The sequence below is a fragment of the Paludibacterium flexuosum genome (genome assembly GCF_037076605.1).
Classification (GTDB): Bacteria; Pseudomonadota; Gammaproteobacteria; order Burkholderiales; family Chromobacteriaceae; genus Paludibacterium.
Window position 1 is genome coordinate 1,107,459 of sequence record NZ_AP029060.1, and the last position, 19,163, is coordinate 1,126,621.

Sequence of the window (19,163 nt, forward strand, 5' to 3'; positions counted from 1 at the left end):
GTTTGGTTGGCCCCGGCGCGTTCAGTCGTTCAGCCGGGACAGTTCCTGCAGTAATGCTTCCAGCAAATTGCCCGCCACCTGGCGCCGGTACAGTGCTGTCGAACGGACATCATCGATCGGGCAGATCGCCTGCTGCAGCGCCTCACAGGCGGCCGCCAGCGGCAGATCGGACAAAGTACGCCCCTCAATCAGCGCCTCAACGCCCGGCACCCGGGCACAGCAAGGTGACAAGGCGCCGGTCGCCAGCCGGAAGCGACTGACGCGCCCCTGCGCAACCTCCGCCATGGCCGCCATGCTGGCCTTGGCGATCGCCTGAGCTTCTCGGGCGCCAACCTTGCGGAAATAGTGAAAGCTGCGCCCTTGCGGCTTGCGAACACGAATGCGGGTCAGCAACTCGTCCGGCGCCCGGTCAAACTGCTTGTAGCCGGTCCAGAACTGCGTCAGCGGTACCCAACGTTCGCCGCGCAGGGAACAGAGCGCCACCTCGGCGTCATAGACCAGCAAACTGGGGGGAGTATCGGCGGCGGGGCTGCCATTCATGATGTTGCCGCCCAGGGTGCCGCGATTCTGGATCGCCAGCGCCGCCGTGGATCGGGCGCTCTTGATCAGGCAGGGGAAATGCCGGTGCACTGCCGGCGTCTGGCGCAAGGCGGTAAAGGTCGTCAGCGCGCCAAAGGTCAGCGTGTGCTCATCCTCCTGAATGCCCTTGAGTTCCTTCAGCCGGTTCAGATCGAGAAAGTGGGTCACTTCCGGCACATGCGGCGGCAGCGGCACCATCAGATCGGTGCCGCCGGCAATCGGCCGCCAGACCCCCGGCTCGGTTGCCATCACCTCCAGCGCGGTGCCGAGCGAGGCCGGCATGCACACCTGGCACTGAGCGGTCAGCTGACGCATGATGCCTCCCCGCCGGCTGCCTCCTGTACCGCCTCAATGATCTTGACGTAGCCGGTACAGCGACAGAGATTCCCGCCGATGGCCTCGCGAATGGCCGCCATGTCGGGACTGGGATGGCGGCGCAGCAGATCGGTCGCAGACATCAGCATGCCGGGCGAACAATAACCACACTGCGCGGCGTTGTGGCGCAGGAAGGATTGCTGCAGGCGGTTGAGATTGTCCTGATCGGCCAGCCCCTCAATGGTCAGCAGATCGGTCCCCTGGGCCTGATAGGCCGGCACCAGACAACTATTCACCAGCACCCCGTCCAGCAGCACGGCACAGGCGCCGCACTCCCCTTCGCCACAGCCTTCCTTGGTGCCTTTCAGCCCCAGATCTTCCCGAATCACATCCAGCAGACGCGCCATCGGCCACACCTGCACCGTGCGCTCGACCCCGTTCACCAGCAGGGTCAGTTGAATTTTTTCGGCCATGACAGGCCTCCTGGCAACAACAGTCCGTTGAACTCATGCGGCGCAAATGCGCGTCCCGGTCTTGCCTTCGATCCCTTCGCGGGCCTTTTCCAGCAAGGTGATCAGTGCAGTGCGTCCCGGCTTGCTCCGGGCAAAGGTCAGTGCCGCCTCGACCTTGGGCAGCATCGAGCCCTTGGCAAATTGTCCGTCGCGGATGTGACCCTGCGCCTCATCCGGTGTCATCTGCGACAACCACGCCTGGTCCGGGGTACCAAAACGGATCGCCACCCGCTCCACCGCAGTCAGAATGATCAACATATCAGCATCAATCATCTCCGCCAGCCTTGCACTGGCCCAGTCCTTGTCCACCACGGCACTGGCGCCACGCAGATGCAGTCCTTCGCGCAAAACCGGAATACCGCCGCCACCGGCGGCCACCACCAACTGACCGGCATCCAGCAAGGCCCGCACCGTCTCCTTCTCGACAATGTCCACCGGCTTGGGCGAGGCCACGACACGGCGGTAGCCCCGGCCCGAGTCCTCTTTCAACCGCTCGCCACAGGCCATCAGCTGCTCAGCCTCTTCCCGGCTGTAGAAACCGCCAATCGGCTTGCTCGGGTCCTGAAATGCCGGATCGGCCGCATCCACCACCACCTGGGTAATCAGCGTGGCCACCGGCTTGTCGATCCCGCGCGCCAGCAGCGCCTCGCGCAGCGCATTTTGCAGGTCATAACCGATATACCCCTGACTGAGCGCCACGCTGACCGACATCGGCAGGCGGGGTGAATGGGCATCGGCACGAGCGGCAATCTCGAAGGCCTGATTGATCATGCCAACCTGCGGACCATTGCCATGGGTCACCACCACCTCATGCCCCTGTTCGATCAGATCGACAATCGCATTGGCCGTGGTCTGCACGGCGCGCATCTGCTCGGCCAGGTTGTCTCCCAGGGCATTGCCCCCCAGCGCCAGTACAATTTTCTTTTTCATCATCGCGCCCCCTCGAGGCCAAGGAATAGATCTTCAGACACCGCCGCCGGCCGACGCCGCGCACCGCAGCGGCTGGCATCGAAAGGCTGGCGAAACAGGAAACGGCCATGCCCGGCACGACCGACAAACTGACCATCACGCGCCACGGTCTCGCCCCGGCTGAGCGTCATGCGTAGCTGACCACGACACGGCCAGCCCTCATAGGGCGAGTAATCGCATTGATCATGCAGCGCGGCATGGCGGATCTCGCTCTTGCCCGCCGGATCGAACAACACCAGATCGGCATCGCTGCCGGGGGCCAGGCAGCCTTTCTGCGGCCACAGACCGAACAGCTGCGCCGGCCGGGTGCTGGTCAGAGCGACAAACTCGGACGCCGTGATCCGCCCGCGCATCACCCCCTCGGAGAACAACAGCGGCAGGCGAGTCTCCACGCCCGGCAAGCCATTGGGACAGCGGCTGAAATCGCCGCCGGACAGCGCCTGACGCTGGGCATAGGGAAACGTGCAGTGATCGGTGGCGACCGTATCGATCGCTCCCAGACTCAGACCGGCCCACAGCTTGTCCAGCTCGGCGTGCGGTCGGAGCGGCGGGCTGAGAATGAACTTGAGCGCGTCCTCGCGCAGATAGCATTGTTCATCCAGCAGCAGATATTGCGGGCAGGTTTCGACCCAGACCGGCTGCCCCTGCTGACGCGCCAGCTGCACATAGTCCAGCCCGAGCCCGTTGGACAGATGCACGATATACAGGGGAGCATCTCCCGCCAGACGGGCCAGATTGATCATGCGTGCAATGGCTTCGGCCTCGCAGGACAGAGGCCGGCTTTCTGCGTGATAACGCGGCGCGGTCTTGCCGGCGCGCAGCAGGGCCTCGCGCCGCAGCGCAATCGCCGCGTCATTCTCCGGATGCACCGCCGTCAGCGCGCCGACCTGGCGCAACTGCTGCAGCGCCTGCAGCACAGCGCGGTCATCCAGCTTGTACTGATAGGTGAGATACAACTTGAAACTGCTGATGCCTTCTTCCTGCACCATCGGCGCCATCTCGGCCAGAATCGCCGGATCAACATGCTGAATGGTGCCGTGAAAACCGTAATCGATCACCGCCTGTCCGGCGGCATCCTGGTGATAGCGCCGCAACTGATGGTGCAGGTCGCACCCCGCCGGGCCAAAACCCATGTGATCGACAATGCTGGTCGTGCCGCCACAGGCCGCCGCCCGGGTACCACTGAAGAAATCATCGCAACTCTGAGCCAGGCCGACATCAATATTGAAGTGCGTGTGAACATCCACCCCGCCGGGCATGACCAGACAACCGGCAGCCTCGATGACCTCGGTATCCGCTGTCGGCTCGATCCGCTCGGCCACCGTATGGATCAGCCCGTCGACGATCAGCAGATCCTGGCGATACTGCCCGTCGGCATCGACCAGCACACCATTGCGTATCAATCGCTTCATGGCCGTTTCACCCAGACAAGGCGCGCGGGGCTGACGCCCCGCGCAAGACTTTCATTACTTGTTATCCAGCTCAGACAGATAGGCCAGCGGGATCGCCGCATACATGGCCGCACACTTGACCAGATGCGACTTCCATGTCTTCTCGTTCGGTGCGTGCGCCTCCGGCTCCTTGCCCGGCCCGAAGCCGATCACCGGAATGCCGTGACGACCCATGATCGAGACGCCGTTGGTCGAGAAGGTCCACTTGTCCACCACCGGTGCCTTGCGGAACAGACCTTCATAGGCACTGCTGAGCGCCCGCACGGTGATGTGATCCTGCTCGACCTTCCAGGTCGGGAAATAGCACTCGGTCGGATACACCAGCCCGGTCCAGGACGGACGGTCGTACTGATACATGCTGACCACCGCACCGGCAGCCTGAACAGCAGGCAGCGCACGAATTTCTTCCAGCGCCCCTTCCCAGGTTTCACCCCAGGTCAGACGACGGTCGATCGACACGGCGCAGCTGTCGGCCACGGCACAGCGGCTGGGCGAGGTGAAGAAAATTTCCGATACCGTCAGCGTGCCCTTGCCGAGGAAATCGTCATGGCCAAGACGACCGGCCAGTTGCTGCAACTCGCCGAGAATCGGGCCCATCTTGAAGATGGCATTGTCACCGCGCTCCGGCGCCGAACCGTGGCAGCTGACGCCCTGCACTTCGACACGAATCTCCATGCGGCCACGCTGACCACGATAGATCTGGCAATCAGTCGGCTCGGTACTGACCACGAATTCCGGACGGATCTTGCTTTGCTCGATCAGGTACTGCCAGCACAGACCATCGCAGTCCTCTTCCTGCACGGTACCGGTCACCAGCAGGGTGTATTGGTCTTCCAGGCCCAGATCCTTGATGATCTTGCCGGCATACACCATCGAGGCCATACCGCCCTCCTGATCAGAAGCGCCGCGGCCGCCGATGATTTCATCGTCTTCCATGCCCTGATAGGGGTCAAAGGTCCAGTTGCCCCGATTACCGATCCCGACGGTATCGATGTGCGCATCCATGGCGATCAGGTGCGGCCCGTGGCCGACATAACCCAGCACATTGCCCATCGGGTCGATTTCCACCCGGTCAAAGCCTACCTTGATCATCTCGTCGCGAATGCACTCCACCACGCGCTGCTCGTCGCAGCTTTCGCTCGGAATGGCAATCATGGCGCGCAGGAAACGGCTCATATCGGCCTTGTACGACTCGGCCTTGGCCAGCACCTGTTCAAACGGAATCTTCTTGGTCATTGCTTTCTCCACAATGGTATGAAATTCAGCACACGGCCCGACGCCCGCCAGGCCGAGCGGCGAGATCAATCAACAGCGGGATGCTTGCCTTCCCAGACCACCTCGCGGTAATGCTTCACATCGGTGTCGCCCTCAGTGCTGATCAGCAGCACCACGGCATCGGCATTCAGCCCCAGCCGCTCACGCAACTGCGCGCGCTGCGGATGACAATGCACGGCCATCAACACCCCGGCCCCAACGGCACCGGATTCCCCGGACACGATGCGCGGATCATCGCCGAGCGGATTGCCCAGCACGCGCATGCCCAGCGCCGCCACCTTGTCGTGGCAGGAAATAAACTGCGTACTGCAGTCACGCAACAGCGGCCACCCCAGCGGATTGGGCTCGCCACAGGCCAGCCCGGCCATGATGGTGCGCATCGCGCCACCGACATTCACCATCTCGCCGGCCACACCGGAACGGTAAATGCAATCTGCCTGCTCCGGCTCGACGATCACCGAGTGCAGGTGGCGGGCGCCGAAGCAATCCACCAGGTACCCCAGCACCCCGCCGGCCATCGCCCCTACCCCGGCCTGCAGAAACACATGGGTCGGACGCTCGATACCCATGGCCTGCATCTGCTCCACGGCCTCGTCGGCCATCGTGGCGTAACCCTGCATGATCCAGGTCGGGATCTTGGTATACCCCTCCCAGGCCGTGTCCTGCACGATATGCCAGCCACGTTCGGCCGCCACCTTCATGGTCAGGCGCACGGTATCGTCATAATTCATGTCAGTGACGATGCATTCCGCGCCCAGGTTGCGGATGTGCTCGACCCGCTCACGCGCCGAGCCCGCCGGCATGTACACCACGGCGTTCTGCCCCATCTGCTTCGCCGCCCAGGCCACACCCCGGCCATGGTTGCCATCGGTCGTGGTGGCAAAGGTCATCTTCTCGGTGACCAGCTGACGGATCTTGTCGAAGGAGAACTCGTTGATATCGAGCTGATATTGCTCGCACAGCAGATTGGCGATGGCATACACCCCGCCGAGCATCTTGAAGGCGTTCAGGCCAAAGCGCTTCGATTCGTCTTTCACCAGCACCTTGCCGACCCCGATATGCGCGGCCAGCGCCTCCAGAGAACACAGCGGCGTCGGCTGATAACCGGCCAGCTTGCGGTGAAAGTCGCGCGCGCGCCGTGCTTCGGCACGCGAGAACAACGGCGAAGTCTCGCCGGTGAAGTGACCGTTATCCGCAATATCCAACTTCAGCGAAAATTCGGACATGGCAAACCTTTCAGGTCTGTTGCCGCCGGCAGCGCCAAGGCGCCGCCGGCAGGAGGAACAGCGTTATTCGCGCACACGCAGCTGCATGTTTTTCAGCAGTGCCTGCAGCTTTTCACCCGGACGCGGGAATTTGCGCGCCACGATCATGGCGGCAATGATGTACGGCTTCCAGCTGGCTTCCTTGTAAGTGGCAATGCGGTACTTCTCGAACACACTGTCACTCACCTCACCCTCCTGGCACGACACCCCGGTGATATCCGCCGGCAGACAGTGCATGTACAGCGCATCGCCGCCACGGGTCAGACGCATCATCTCTTCGGTGCACTGCCAGTTCTTGTGATTGGCATTCTGGGCCAGACACTGTTTTTCCAGGGTCTTCAGGCCGTCGTGATCATTGGCACGCAGCAGCTGAGTACGGGTTTCCATCACCTTGTAAGGCGCCCAGGACTTCGGGTAGACGATATCGGCGTCCTTGAAGGCCTCTTCCATGGTGGCCACCTTGCGGAAGCTGCCGCCGGAAGCCTTGGCGTTGTTGCGGGCCACTTCCACCACATCCGGAATCAGGTCATAGCCTTCCGGGTGGGCCAGGGTGACGTCCATGCCGAAGCGGGTCATCAGGCCGATGATGCCCTGCGGCACCGACAGCGGCTTGCCATAGCTCGGCGAGTAAGCCCAGGTCATGGCAATCTTCTTGCCCTTGAGCTGATCCAGCCCGCCGAAATGCTCTTGCAGCCAGGCCAGGTCGGCCATCGCCTGAGTCGGGTGATCGATGTCACACTGCAGGTTGATCACCGCCGGGCGCTGCGGCAGCACCCCTTCGGCGTAGCCTTCGTCCAGTGCCTTGCCGACTTCACGCATGTAGGCATTGCCGGCACCGAGGTACATATCGTCGCGGATACCGATGGCTTCGGCGCAGAAAGAAATCATGTTGGCGGTTTCACGTACCGTTTCGCCATGGGCAATCTGTGACTTGCCTTCGTCCAGATCCTGCTGTGCCAGCCCCAGCAGATTCAGGGCCGAGGCGAAGGAGAAACGGGTACGGGTCGAGTTGTCGCGGAACACCGACACCCCCAGACCGTTATCGAACAGTCGGGTGGAAATATTTTCGGCACGCATGGTACGCAAGGCTTCAGCCAGCTTCAGCACCAGTTCCAGCTCCTGCGGCGTCTGCTCCCAGGTCAGCAGGAAATCCTTCTCATGCAGGCTGGACTGCAGGCCGTTGATCTCTTTAATCAGTTGATTGACAGTTTTCATCGCTTTTCCCGAGTGATTGACAAGTCATGATTGTGGGTCTGCCGGACCCGCTCGCCAGAAGCCTGCTGAAGACCACGCCCACATCGTGCAGCCATGCCGAGCAAAGATTCGTGCAAGTCTACCCTTCTATAATCAAGAACCGTGCCAAGCTGCCAGCCAACCGAAAAAACAAGATCAAATCATTGATTATTAAAGGATTTTCAAAATCAAGATTCCGAAAACGGCATTCTCAGCCGCAAAACAACGGGAGGAGTGAGTGCTTTATCAGCAGACGGTCAGAACCGGGGGGTCAAAAATGATAGCGGGAGAGAAGGCGATTCTCATTTTGATAATGCGACCAGCACGCCTGGCTCCGGGCATAAAAAAACCGCTCGCCAAACCCGCGGCGAGCGGCTTACTCACTGCAACAGCTCAAATTGCCCAGCCACCGGCGTAGAACACCACCAGGGCAATGGCGATCAGCACCGTGCCGATATTCAGCTTGCGCCATTCCTTGGCACAGATGCGGCCGATCACCAGGGTGGCGAACCCCATCATGATGCCGGTGACAATATTGCAGGCCAGGACGATGAACACGGCACACACCAGGCCAGCCATGGCATCGACAGCGTCCTCAAAATCCAGCTGACGCACATTGCTCAGCATCAGCAGCCCGACATACATCAGCGCCGGGGCCGTGGCGTAATCCGGCACCAGATAGGCCAGCGGCGAGAAGAACAGCATCAGGAAGAAACCGATCCCGACCACGGTAGCCGTCAGCCCGGTGCGGCCACCGGCAGCCGTACCGGCGGCGGACTCGATATACACCGCGGCCGGCGAGGAACCGACCAGTGAAGAGAAAATGCTGCTCAGCGAGTCGGCGGTCAGTGCGCGCTGGCTGTTGATGATGTGACCATCCTTGTCCAGCAGGTTGGCCTGGCCGGCCACGGCACGGATGGTCCCGGTGGCGTCGAAGACCGTGGTCATCACCATGGCCAGTACCAGTGGCAGCACCTTGGCCGAGAAGGTCCCCATGATGTTCAGATCGAACAACTGGGTATGACCGTTGGCATCCACCAGCGAGGGCAGCGCCATCAGGCCGTGGTAATGGACATTCGGATCAAAGATCAGGCCGATGATCGCAATCACCACGATGACGATCAGGATGGCACCCGGTACGCGCAGCTTGTTCAGACCGAACATCGCCCCCAGACCGATCAGGGTCATCATCACCGGAAAGGAAGAGAAGTGCCCCAGCGAGACCGGCAGCCCGTCAAACGGGTTCTTGATGATGATGCCGACGGTGTTGGTGGCAATCAGGAACAGGAACATGCCAATGCCAATGCCGGTACCGTGCGCCACACCATGCGGCAGGTTGTTGAGAATCCAGGTGCGCACGCCGGTGACGGAAATGGCGGTGAAGATCACCCCCATCATGAACACCGCACCCAGCGCCACCGGCACCGGGATATGCTGCCCCAGCACCAGGCTGAACGCCGTAAAGGCCGTCAGGGAAATGGCACAACTGATGATCATCGGCAGATTGGCCCACAAGCCCATCAGCAATGAGCCGAAACAGGCCACCAGACAGGTCGCGACAAACACCGCTCCGGTCGGAAACCCTGCCTTGCCGAGCATGCCCGGCACCACGATGATCGAGTAGACCGAAGCCATGAAGGTGGTCAACCCGGCGAGGACTTCCTGCCGCACGCTGCTACCGCGCTCGGACAGATGAAAGTATCGCTCCAGCTTGCCGGCAAAACCGCCCGGCGGGGTATATTCGCCTGCTTGATGTTCGACTGACATACGCTCACCTCAAGATGTCTTGAATGGTTCTCTTCAAAAGGCATCGAACCCGGTCACAGCGCTTCGATGGCACGGTGTCCCGTACCGGATCGGATCATGCCGTTGCTGCCGCGCCGGCGTGGCGCGACAGCGCTCCCTCACTGCACATACCTTGATACGGTTAGTACCGCTCATAAACCAGCTGGCCATCGACATAAGTGCGATAAATGGCCCGGTCGTCTCCCAAAGTCATCAACACAAAAAGTTTTTCGCGCAACGTCGTTGAGCTGTCGCAGCGCAACTGCTGCATCGGCGTCGAGGTGTGGTCGATCACCACAAAGTCTGCCTCCTTACCGATTTCGAAGCTGCCGATCCGGTCGGCCAGACCGAGCGAATCCGCACCGCCCAGCGTCGCCAGATAGAAAGCTTCGAATGGCGACAGGCAGTGCCCCTGCATCTGCATCACCTTGTAGGCCTCATTCAGGGTCTGCAGCATGTTAAAGGTGGTGCCGGCACCGATGTCGGTACCGATGCCGACCTTGACGCCCATTTCCCAGGCCTTGTGCAAGGGGAACAGGCCGCTGCCGAGGAAGAAGTTCGAGGTCGGGCAGAAGGCGATGGTCGAACCGGTGTTGCTCAGACAATCCCATTCATCCTGTTCCAGGTGGATGCAATGGCCAAAGACACTGTTCGGGCCGGTCAGACCGAATTCGTGATACACGTCCAGATAGTTCTTGTAGCCCGGGAACAGGGCCTTCACCCATTCGATTTCCTTCTGGTTCTCGGACAGGTGCGTCTGCATCCAGGTATCGGGGAAGGCGGCACGCAGGCGACCGGCCGCTGCCAGCTGTTCCGGTGTCGAGGTCGGGGCAAAGCGCGGCGTCACCGCATACAGCAGACGGCCATTTTTGTGCCAGCGCTCGATCAGCTCCCTGCTTTGTCGATAACCGGTTTCAGGCGTATCCAGCAAGGCATCGGGCGCATGACGGTCCATCATCACCTTGCCGGTGATCAGCCGCATATTGATGCGACTGGCCGCTTCGCACAGTGCGTCCACCGACTGCGGATGCACCGAGGCGAACACCGATGCCGTGGTGGTGCCGTTGCTGAGCATTTGCTTGAGGAAGAAGGTCGCCATTTCACGCGCGTACTCATAGTCGTGATAGCGCATTTCCACCGGGAAGGTGTGCAGATTGAGCCATTCCAGCAGTTGCTCACCGTAGGCACCGATCATCTCGCATTGCGGAAAATGCAGGTGCGTATCGATAAAGCCCGGCATCACCGTCTTGCCGGAGTAGTTGCGCACGCGGACGCCGGCCGGCAGATGATCCTTGCCGTCAGCCCATTCGCCGATCCACTCGATCAGGCCGTTGCGGATGATCATCAGACCGTCGTCGATCACCCGTACATTGCGTTCCAGATCTGCCGGACAGGAGACGGTACTCGCGTAATCGAAGAAGCTGCCACGGATCGCCTTGACTGAATTGTCATATCTCATTGCTGCCAACCTCCGCCAAATAATCATTTGTCATAGATTTTGCGCGAGCGAAGTCATTCACAGCACGACACGCCCGGGAACAGCGGCGCGGGCCACGGCCCGCGCGCTCACTTTTTATTGCCCGACGCCCTCCTCCAGCTTGCCCAGCCCCCGAAGAATCTTTTCCGGGGTGAAGTGCCAGCGTCGCAGCCAGACGCCGCAGGCGTCGTGGATGGCGGCGGCGATCGCCGGCGCGGCACCGTTGACCCCGATTTCCGAGATCGATTTGGCACCGTATGGGCCAACCTTGTCGTCACTCGGCACCAGGAAGGCGCGGAAGTCGCGCGGCAGGTCGCCGATCTTTGGCGCACCATAGCGCTTCAGATCACGGGTGACCGGGATCCCCCGGGCGTCATAGATGATTTCCTCGCTCAGGCTGTGACCGATGGCACGTACCGTGGCACCGTAGATCTGCCCCAGGGCCAGCGAAGGGTTGACCGGTGTGCCGCAGTCCAGCAAGGCATGGAACTTGTCCAGCCGGATTTCCCCAGAGCGCACATTCACCGCCAGTTCGACAAAGTTGGCGCCATAGGGGAAGGCGAATTCGGTGGTGGTATAGCAGGCGGTGCCGACCAGAATGCCGAAGCCGGTACCCGTCTCGGCCTTATGGGCAATCTGGGCAAAGCTGAGCGACTGCTTGCGGCCACGGACCATGCCCGGGGCGACGATCTCCACATCCTCCACGGCTTCATCCAGCATCTGCGCGCCATGGAAGAGGATCTTTTTCTTCAGGTCCTCGGCCGCCAGACGCGCGGCATTGCCCGAGAAGCAGGTGCCGGACGAGGCATAGGCCCCCTTGTCGAACAAGGCGTGATCGGTATCGCCGGAAATGACATGCACGGAGGACAGCGGGCAGCACAGGACCTCGGCCGCCAGCTTGGTGACCACGGTATCCAGGCCGGTACCAAGGTCGGCACCACCGGAATGCACGATGAAGGTACCGTCCGACTCCAGCTTCACCATGCAGTTGGCCTGGTCGATATCCGGAATCCCCGACTTCTGCATGATGATGGCCACGCCGCGACCAATGCGCCAGTCGCCCTCCGCCGGCTTGGGCGCATCCCAGCCGATCAGCTCGCGACCTTGCTTGAGGATCTTGTCCAGGGCGCAGCTGGCCGCCTTCGGGGCTGTCGTCGGCATCTTGCCCTCGCCAATCGCAGCCAGGATCTTCAATTCCTGCCCTTCGACCACGCGGTTCTTCTCGACCATGTCCAGTTGGTCGATACCAAGCTGCTCGGCCATCTCTGCCATGACCATGGTCAGGGCAAAATTGCCCTTCGGTGCGCCATAGCCCTGATAGGCCCCGGTCGGACAAATATTGCTGTAGTAAGTGGTCACCTCGAAGTGCACGTTCTCACAGGGGTACAGCGGCAGGGACAGTGCCGGACCATTACAGGGCACGGTCAGCGCATGATTGCCATAGGGGCCGGTATTGGCGCGGAAATCCATCAGGATGGCCGTCAGCTTGCCGTCCCGCTTGGCGCCGATCTTGACCTTGACCTTGGCGACATGGCGCGAGGTATTGCTGATGAACTCTTCTTCGCGGGTATAGCGGAAGTACACCGGTCGCCCGGTCACCACCGTGGCATAGGCACAGACATCGTCCAGCAGGATGTCCTGCTTGGAACCAAAGCCGCCGCCGATACGTTCCTTGATCACGTGCACCTGATTCTGCCGCAGGCCGGTCACGCGTGACACCAGCTTGCGCAAGTGCCAGGGCACCTGGGTGGAGGCATGCACCACCAGGCGCTCACCGTCCATATAGCTGAAGCAGACATGGGTCTCGACCGGGCATTGCTGTGCCTGGCTCGATTCATAGGTGCGTTCCAGAATCAGGTCGGCTTCGGCAAAACCCTTTTCCACATCACCGATGTTGCCGTGCACGCTGGCGGCAATATTACTGTGCGGTTTGGCACCGATCGGGAAGTTGATGATCAGGTGTTCATTGCCGCGCTTCACGGCGCAGGCATTTTGCTGTTCCAGATCCGCCGGCGCGCCATGCACATAGACAATCGGCTCGTCATGCACCAGCGGTGCATCGGGTGCCATCGCCTCGTCAATCGACATCACGGGCTTGAGCGCTTGGTACTCGACCTCGATCAGGTCCAGGGCCTGCAGGGCGATCTCTTCATTGACGGCAATCACTGCCGCAACACGATCACCGACGTGCCGCAGCTTCTGGCTGAACATGCGCCGGTCGAGCGGCGACGGTTCGGGCGAGCTCTGGCCGGCCGGGGTGTAATAGATATCCGGGCAATTCAGGTGGGTAATGACATGCACTACCCCTGGCAAAGCTTCGGCGCGGCTGGCATCGATGCGGGTAATCACCGCATGCGGGTGCGGGCTGCGCAGCATCTTGAGGATGCAGGCATCGTCCGGCACCCGGTCTTCGACAAAGGCCGGTTTGGCCTGGACCAGTTTGGCCGCATCGACCTTGGGGCAATCCTTGCCGACATGGGTCAGATCGTGGCGGTACTGCTGCACCGGCGGACTGGGGAAATCGGGTTCGGCCAGGCGTTTGCGCGCCAGCTCAACCACCTGATAAAACTGCTGATAGCCGGCATCACGACTGAGCAAGCCGGACAGGGCATCATCGATGGCGGCACGATCCGGGTTGGGGTTGCGCTCCAGCAGGTCGGTGAGGATCAGCGCGGCCGCCGGGTCGTTGTACCCCCCCTGAACGATGCCGATATCCACCATGGCCTGTTGCACCAGACTGAGTTGATTCCAGCGCCCCAGTGACTCGGCGGTCTCGACCTGCGCCCCTTCCAGCTGAGCCGCAATCAGCAGCGAGGCATTGACGATACGGCCATTGAAGCGAATGGCGTCAGAACCGGCAAAGCCGAAGCCGTCATCACTGTTGCGTACCGAGTGCATCCGGCAACGACTGAACAACAGCTTTTGCACATTGTCGCCCGGGCGGCAGCTCAGCGAACAGGGTTGGCCATTGAGGGTAAAGTGCAGTTCCATGTCATTGCTCCTTCTGCTGCCGGCAGTCCGCCAGCAGATCGGCCAGAACGACCCCGGTGATATAACGTTTGTAGGCGGCGCTGCCGACAAAATCGTCACAGGGGGTGATGGCGGCGCGCACGGCCTGCTCCAGGGCTTCGCCCTGCAACTGGCGTTGCTCGACGGCATGCAGACGCAGTGCGCCGGGTACCACGCCCGACACCGCCAGCCGCATGGCACCACCGTCCTCCAGCGCCACGGCCGCCGTCACCACGCTGACGCCATCGGCATTGCGCGTCACGCGTCGGGTGGCACAGCACTGCCGGGACCGCGGCAGCTCGATGGCCTGAATCAGCGCCTCGCGCGGGCCGGCCAGATAGGTTTCCAGCGGAACACGCACCCCATCCTCCAGCAGCAATTCGGCCTGCATCACCAGCAGCAGGGGCAGTAACACCGGATCATGCCCCTGCGCGGCGACTTCTCCGCCCAGCGTGGCCTGATTGCGCAGGTGGCGCGAATAGACAAAACCCAGCGCCTGACGCAGCGCCGGGGGAGCCAGCGGATGATCTCGCAAGGCCTGCAATGTGATGGTCGCACCGATACGCAACGCGCCATCCGTCTGGCTGACCTGATCCAGGCCCAGCCGATCCAGGGCGATGGCGATGGTCTTGTCGGTTCGCGTCGGGGTGGCATTCAGTTTACTGCCCCCCGCCAGATAGACCGCCTGGTCACCATGGCGCGCTTTCAGCGCCACCGCCTGCTCCAGTGTTTCCGGTCGATAGAATTGCTCGATCATTTCAATCTCCCCCGTCACCATGTGGTGGTGCGCCATGCGGCGCACCACATGCTACGGGCATTGTCCAGCCGATTAAGCCAATGCATCCATGCGCTGCCACAAACCTTGTGCAACTTCGCGTGCGCGGGCATAGACCGGCGCGACATCCAGGGCGAAAGCACGATCCTCATACACCATGCGACCGGCCACCATGACACTGTTGACGTGACCCGCATTCAGCGCGAAGGCCAGATGGCCCGGCAAATTGGCAGCCACCAGGGGGGTCGGACTGACATAGTCACAAATGGTCAGGTCAGCCTGATAGCCCGCCTCCAGGCGGCCAAAGCGGGCGCCGAAGTTGCGTGCCAGCAGCTCGTTGCCATTGGCCAGGAAGCGGGCAAAGCTGTCCGGCCACAGGCTGCCGCCGGCATCGCGGTGCTTGAAGTAGGCAAACTTCAGTTCTTCGAACATGTCCGCGCCGATGCCATCGGTGCCGAGGGCCAGATTGCGGTACTCGGGCAGGTGGTGGTTGTAGCCGACATGGTTGTTCATATTGGAGCGGGCGTTATGCACCAGGAAGGCATCGCGCCGGTTGAGGATGCCGATGTCTTCGTGCGACAGATACAGACCGTGACCGATCAGTGTCTTGTCGTTGATCAGGCCGTGATCATCCAGCCGGGCAATCAGATCCTTGCCGTAGTGATGATGGCTGTGCGACACATCATAGCCATCCTCGGCCACATGGATATGCAGCCCACGACCGGTAGCCTGGATGGCCTCGCGCAGCATGGCCATGCCGGACTCGCCCACGGTGAAGGGCGCGTGGGCGCCGATGTGGGCTTCCACCAGGTGGGGCTCGCCCCGGGCGCGTGCCGCATCGATCTGACGCGCAAAGGCGATGTTTTCCTCCACCCCGGCCTGCATCTCGGCCAGCCCGCCGTTGCGGTCGGTGGTTTCGAAACAGGTCATGCCGCGCAGACCGGTCTCGCGGAAGCCGCGGCTGATGATCTCCAGCGAACCGGCAATGACTGAGGGGGACGCGTGGTGGTCGATGACGGCGCTGCAACCGCTCTTGATGGCTTCCAGCGAGCAGATCAGACCGCTGTAGTACAGCGATTCTTCATCCAGCGCGCGATCCAGTCGCCACCACAGGTTCTTCAGCGTGGAAATGAAGTCCGGACAGGGAGCGATGCGCGCCATGATGCCGCGTGCCAGGCCAGAGTAGAAATGGTTGTGCGCACATACCAGCCCCGGCATCACCAGCTTGCCGCCCATCTCCTTGTAGCGGCTGCCCGGATACACCGACAGCAGATCGGGACCGACCGCCACAATGCGGTCGCCCTCGATGGCGATGTCGACCCCTTCCTGCAGCAGCGCCGGTTCCAGTTGTGCGGCCGTGACATTTTTCAGGATATACATGGTGCTTACTCCTCGACCCGGCCAAGCAGGTAGTGGTGGTGGGCATGCACGTGGCTGATGATGCGGCACATTTCGCTCAGTTCCGCGGGAACATGGGCAATCTCGCCATGCTCGCCGATCTGCAAGCGGTAGACCTCGCCTCCCTGGCGCACCTGCAACTGGCCATCGTCACCGAGATAGAAGCCCGGATTGCGACTGTTGGCGAAATCCCCCGGCAGACTGAACACCGTCACCTTGTCCTGATAGGGTTTGCCCTGCCATGGACAGAACTGCGCGCAATTGCCGCACTCGTTGCAGAAAGCATCCAGGTGCAGGGTCTGGAACTTGTTGCGGAAGCCCGGGACGGCGATCGAGACATTGGCCCGGTTCGGACACACGTCGACGCACTTGGCACAGAACACATTGCATTCCAGGCAACGATGGCTTTCCTGCGCCACAAAGGCATCGCGTGCAGCACTGCCGGTCTGCGCGACGGCCAGTACACCCTTGCGGCGGAAGATGGCCGAAGTATCGACGCTGGCCACATGCAAGGGTTGCGGACGTTGCAGATGCTCGCGCGTCAGGATCATGTCGGCCGCATGACGGGCGTCAGCCATGGCGCGCACGATGGTGGCCGGGCCATGCTGCACGTCACCGATCAGGAACACATTCTGACGCCGGGTCTCGCCCGTGGCGGGGTCGACATGGGCATGGCCCTTGTCATCCACCGGCACGCCAAGGGCGGCCAGGGCGGCGCCATCTGCCTGCTCGCCAATGGCGGTAATCAGCGCATCCATCTGCAGCACCACGGTTTCTTCGGTCGGCTGCGGACGACGACGGCCCTGTTCATCGGGCTCGCCCAGTGCCATGACCCGCAGGGTCAGCGTGCCGTCGGCATCGAAGCGTTCCGGATTGGCCAGGAAGCGGAACTTCACGCCGTCTTCATGCGCTTCCAGATACTCTTCGCGGGCGGCCGGCATTTCCTGCTCGCTGCGACGATAGATGACGGTCACGCTTTCGACGCCTGGCACCTTGAGCGCGGCACGGGCGCAGTCCATGGCAGTATTGCCGGCACCGGCCACCGCCACATGGCGGCCAAGCGGCAACGGCTGGCCCTGATTGAAACTGCGCAGGAAGGGCAAGGACTTGTGGACACGCGGGTGATCGCCATCCAGCCGCATGCCACTGTTCTTGTCGGTACCGATACCGACCAGCACATAGCCAAAGCCTTGTTGTTGCAGTTGATCCACGTTCAGCGCCGGATCGCAGCCGAAGGCAAACTTCACGCCATGCTCAGCGACAAAATCGATATCGCGCTGAATGACTTCAGCGGGGATGCGGAAGCGCGGGATGATGTTCTTCACCACGCCGCCGGCATTGGCTTCACGCTCGAAAATGGTCACCGGCACCCCGGCTCGTGCCAGGAAATAGCCTGCCGACAAACCGGCCGGCCCGGCACCGATGACGGCAACCGGCCTGGCCGCACTGTCGAGCGGCTTGACCCAGCGGGCCTTGTACTCGTCCCAGCCTTTTTCCAGTGCGACCTTTTTCAGCTCGCGGATATTCAGCGGGCTTTCGTAATCCAGCCGGGTGCAGTTGTTCTGGCACTGATGGTCGCAAATATGGCTGGTGATCGCCGGCAGGGCATTGCGCTGATAGATCAGTTCCAGCGCCTCGACATAGCGTTGTTCACCCAGCAGACGAATGTATTCCGGAATGTCCTGATGGATCGGACAGGCCGTGACGCACGGCGCGACATAGCAATCGGTCATCGGCAGGGCTTCGCCGGTGTCGATGCGTTCCTCGCTCTTCCACGACTTGTGGGTGTATTCCATGGTCAGGGCGCGTTCAGCCAGCGCCGACAGCTTGTCGACGTCGACATGGCGCATGCCCCAGGCCTCGGAGCGATCCAGCTCACGCATGCACTCGGCCAGACGCAGGTAGCCGCCCGGCTTGAGCAGATCGGTAGCCATGGTGATCGGGCGAATACCGGTCTCGAAAATATCGCGGATATTGAACAGGCTGGCCCCGCCGGAATAGGAAATCGGCAGCTGGCCGTGGAAGTGGCGCGACAGCAAGGCAGCCACATTAATCGAGATCGGGAACAGCGCCCGGCCGGACATATACATTTCGCCGCCCGGCAAGGCGCCCTTGTTGTTGATGGTACCCAGGGTATTGGTCAGTTTGACGCCAAAGGTCAGGCCCTGGTCGGCCGCCAGTTTCATCAGGCGGGTGAGCATGGCCAGGGCGCGGTCCAGCTGCAGGTCGTGTTCGAACGACTCCGGCTTCAGGCCGATATAGTCGAAACCGCAGCCATCGAGAATCTCGCGCACGCGCTGATAGCCCAGCAGGGTCGGATTGAGTTTGACGAAGGTGTTGATGCCCTTCTCGCTCAGCATATAGCTGCAGATCGCCTCGATTTCGTCCGGCGGACAGCCGTGCATGGTCGACAGGGTCACCCCCTGCACCATGCGCCCGTCGATCTGCTGCGGCAACTGCTGCAGCTCGGCACGTCGCGCCTGCAAGCCCATCTTGCCGAGGAAGGTCTCATCGGCCAGCAGATCGGCCAGCAAGGCGCGATACTCGGCAAAGCGCGGGTGGTGGCCGGCATCCATCATATTGTGGATGAACTGCTGCATCGGCGGCTGCTTGATCCCTTCCAGGTTGTAGCCCACGCTCATGTTGAAGATGAACGACTTTTCTTCACCCGGCTGACGCGGATCGAAGATGGCTTCCAGCAGGTGCAGGGCAAACCAGGCTTTCAGATATTCATCCCAGGCCTTGGGCAGGGTGAACTCGGTCGACCACTCGGTGTTGAAGCATTCGTCCTCGGCATCAATACAGGGTTTTTCGATTTCCAGCCGATCGAGGATCTGAACGGTTTTCAGCTCCATGAAGCGCCCGCCGGCGAGCCATGAAGCCACGATATTCTGTGCCAGTTGGGTATGGGGGCCGGCAGCGGGGCCGACGGGTGTTTCGCAGCTCTCGCCAAAGACGCGAATCTTGCGCTCGTCGATCTTGCGATAGAACTGCGTGGCCGGAATGCCAAAAATCGACTGCGACTGCGCGAACTCGTCGACGATGCGCGTCAGGAATTCCCGGAAGGGAACAGGCCGCATGATGTCACCCATAACATTCTCCGTATTCTGCTCTTGTCGT

At 61.6% G+C, this 19,163-nt stretch carries 13 protein-coding genes; all 13 read right to left on the minus strand.

What is annotated here, in order from left to right:
- Positions 1-21 precede the first annotated feature (21 nt).
- Positions 22-894, minus strand: a complete 873-nt coding sequence (locus AACH39_RS05270) for a xanthine dehydrogenase family protein subunit M (RefSeq protein ID WP_215782092.1) — start codon at positions 892-894, stop codon at positions 22-24.
- Positions 882-1,367: a (2Fe-2S)-binding protein gene (locus AACH39_RS05275; protein WP_338621049.1), complete on the minus strand. Its 486-nt coding sequence runs from the start codon at positions 1,365-1,367 to the stop codon at positions 882-884. Before AACH39_RS05275 ends, AACH39_RS05270 begins: the two co-directional genes overlap by 13 nt.
- Before the next feature lie 33 nt (positions 1,368-1,400).
- On the minus strand, positions 1,401-2,336 hold the full coding sequence (gene arcC, locus AACH39_RS05280; protein WP_215782090.1) for a carbamate kinase: 936 nt from the start codon (positions 2,334-2,336) through the stop codon (positions 1,401-1,403).
- Positions 2,336-3,787, minus strand: a complete 1,452-nt coding sequence (gene hydA, locus AACH39_RS05285) for a dihydropyrimidinase (protein ID WP_215782089.1) — start codon at positions 3,785-3,787, stop codon at positions 2,336-2,338. Before hydA ends, arcC begins: the two co-directional genes overlap by 1 nt.
- Positions 3,788-3,841: 54 nt before the next feature.
- Complete coding sequence (locus AACH39_RS05290; RefSeq protein WP_215782088.1) at positions 3,842-5,062, minus strand: YgeY family selenium metabolism-linked hydrolase; 1,221 nt, start codon at positions 5,060-5,062, stop codon at positions 3,842-3,844.
- 65 nt (positions 5,063-5,127) lie between these two features.
- Complete coding sequence (gene dpaL, locus AACH39_RS05295) at positions 5,128-6,327, minus strand: diaminopropionate ammonia-lyase (protein WP_215782087.1); 1,200 nt, start codon at positions 6,325-6,327, stop codon at positions 5,128-5,130.
- A 63-nt stretch (positions 6,328-6,390) separates the two neighbouring features.
- A complete protein-coding gene (gene ygeW / locus AACH39_RS05300; protein ID WP_215782086.1) occupies positions 6,391-7,581 on the minus strand; it encodes a knotted carbamoyltransferase YgeW in 1,191 nt (396 codons plus the stop codon).
- Positions 7,582-7,992: 411 nt separating this feature from the next.
- Entirely contained in the window at positions 7,993-9,366 is a 1,374-nt protein-coding gene (locus AACH39_RS05305) for an NCS2 family permease (protein ID WP_215782085.1), read from the minus strand.
- A gap of 160 nt (positions 9,367-9,526) precedes the next feature.
- Positions 9,527-10,843, minus strand: a complete 1,317-nt coding sequence (gene guaD, locus AACH39_RS05310) for a guanine deaminase (RefSeq protein ID WP_215782084.1) — start codon at positions 10,841-10,843, stop codon at positions 9,527-9,529.
- Between the two features lie 114 nt (positions 10,844-10,957).
- Positions 10,958-13,852 (minus strand): molybdopterin-dependent oxidoreductase Mo/Fe-S-binding subunit, encoded by a 2,895-nt coding sequence (locus AACH39_RS05315; RefSeq protein ID WP_338621051.1) that lies wholly within the window; start codon positions 13,850-13,852, stop codon positions 10,958-10,960.
- A gap of 1 nt (position 13,853) precedes the next feature.
- Positions 13,854-14,663 (minus strand): molybdopterin-dependent oxidoreductase FAD-binding subunit, encoded by an 810-nt coding sequence (ygfM, locus tag AACH39_RS05320; RefSeq protein ID WP_338621052.1) that lies wholly within the window; start codon positions 14,661-14,663, stop codon positions 13,854-13,856.
- Between the two features lie 36 nt (positions 14,664-14,699).
- A complete protein-coding gene (gene ssnA / locus AACH39_RS05325; RefSeq protein ID WP_338621053.1) occupies positions 14,700-16,025 on the minus strand; it encodes a putative aminohydrolase SsnA in 1,326 nt (441 codons plus the stop codon).
- A gap of 5 nt (positions 16,026-16,030) precedes the next feature.
- Positions 16,031-19,135 (minus strand): putative selenate reductase subunit YgfK, encoded by a 3,105-nt coding sequence (gene ygfK, locus AACH39_RS05330; protein WP_215782080.1) that lies wholly within the window; start codon positions 19,133-19,135, stop codon positions 16,031-16,033.
- Positions 19,136-19,163 lie beyond the last annotated feature (28 nt).

What these genes read in the sequence shown, in the direction of transcription:
- AACH39_RS05270 (WP_215782092.1), bottom strand. Translation starts at nt 894, where the DNA reads ATGCGTCAGCTGACCGCTCAGTGCCAGGTGTGCATGCCGGCCTCGCTC.
- AACH39_RS05275 (WP_338621049.1), bottom strand. Translation starts at nt 1,367, where the DNA reads ATGGCCGAAAAAATTCAACTGACCCTGCTGGTGAACGGGGTCGAGCGC.
- arcC (WP_215782090.1), bottom strand. Translation starts at nt 2,336, where the DNA reads ATGAAAAAGAAAATTGTACTGGCGCTGGGGGGCAATGCCCTGGGAGAC.
- hydA (WP_215782089.1), bottom strand. Translation starts at nt 3,787, where the DNA reads ATGAAGCGATTGATACGCAATGGTGTGCTGGTCGATGCCGACGGGCAG.
- AACH39_RS05290 (WP_215782088.1), bottom strand. Translation starts at nt 5,062, where the DNA reads ATGACCAAGAAGATTCCGTTTGAACAGGTGCTGGCCAAGGCCGAGTCG.
- dpaL (WP_215782087.1), bottom strand. Translation starts at nt 6,327, where the DNA reads ATGTCCGAATTTTCGCTGAAGTTGGATATTGCGGATAACGGTCACTTC.
- ygeW (WP_215782086.1), bottom strand. Translation starts at nt 7,581, where the DNA reads ATGAAAACTGTCAATCAACTGATTAAAGAGATCAACGGCCTGCAGTCC.
- AACH39_RS05305 (WP_215782085.1), bottom strand. Translation starts at nt 9,366, where the DNA reads ATGTCAGTCGAACATCAAGCAGGCGAATATACCCCGCCGGGCGGTTTT.
- guaD (WP_215782084.1), bottom strand. Translation starts at nt 10,843, where the DNA reads ATGAGATATGACAATTCAGTCAAGGCGATCCGTGGCAGCTTCTTCGAT.
- AACH39_RS05315 (WP_338621051.1), bottom strand. Translation starts at nt 13,852, where the DNA reads ATGGAACTGCACTTTACCCTCAATGGCCAACCCTGTTCGCTGAGCTGC.
- ygfM (WP_338621052.1), bottom strand. Translation starts at nt 14,663, where the DNA reads ATGGCGCACCACCACATGGTGACGGGGGAGATTGAAATGATCGAGCAA.
- ssnA (WP_338621053.1), bottom strand. Translation starts at nt 16,025, where the DNA reads ATGTATATCCTGAAAAATGTCACGGCCGCACAACTGGAACCGGCGCTG.
- ygfK (WP_215782080.1), bottom strand. Translation starts at nt 19,135, where the DNA reads ATGGGTGACATCATGCGGCCTGTTCCCTTCCGGGAATTCCTGACGCGC.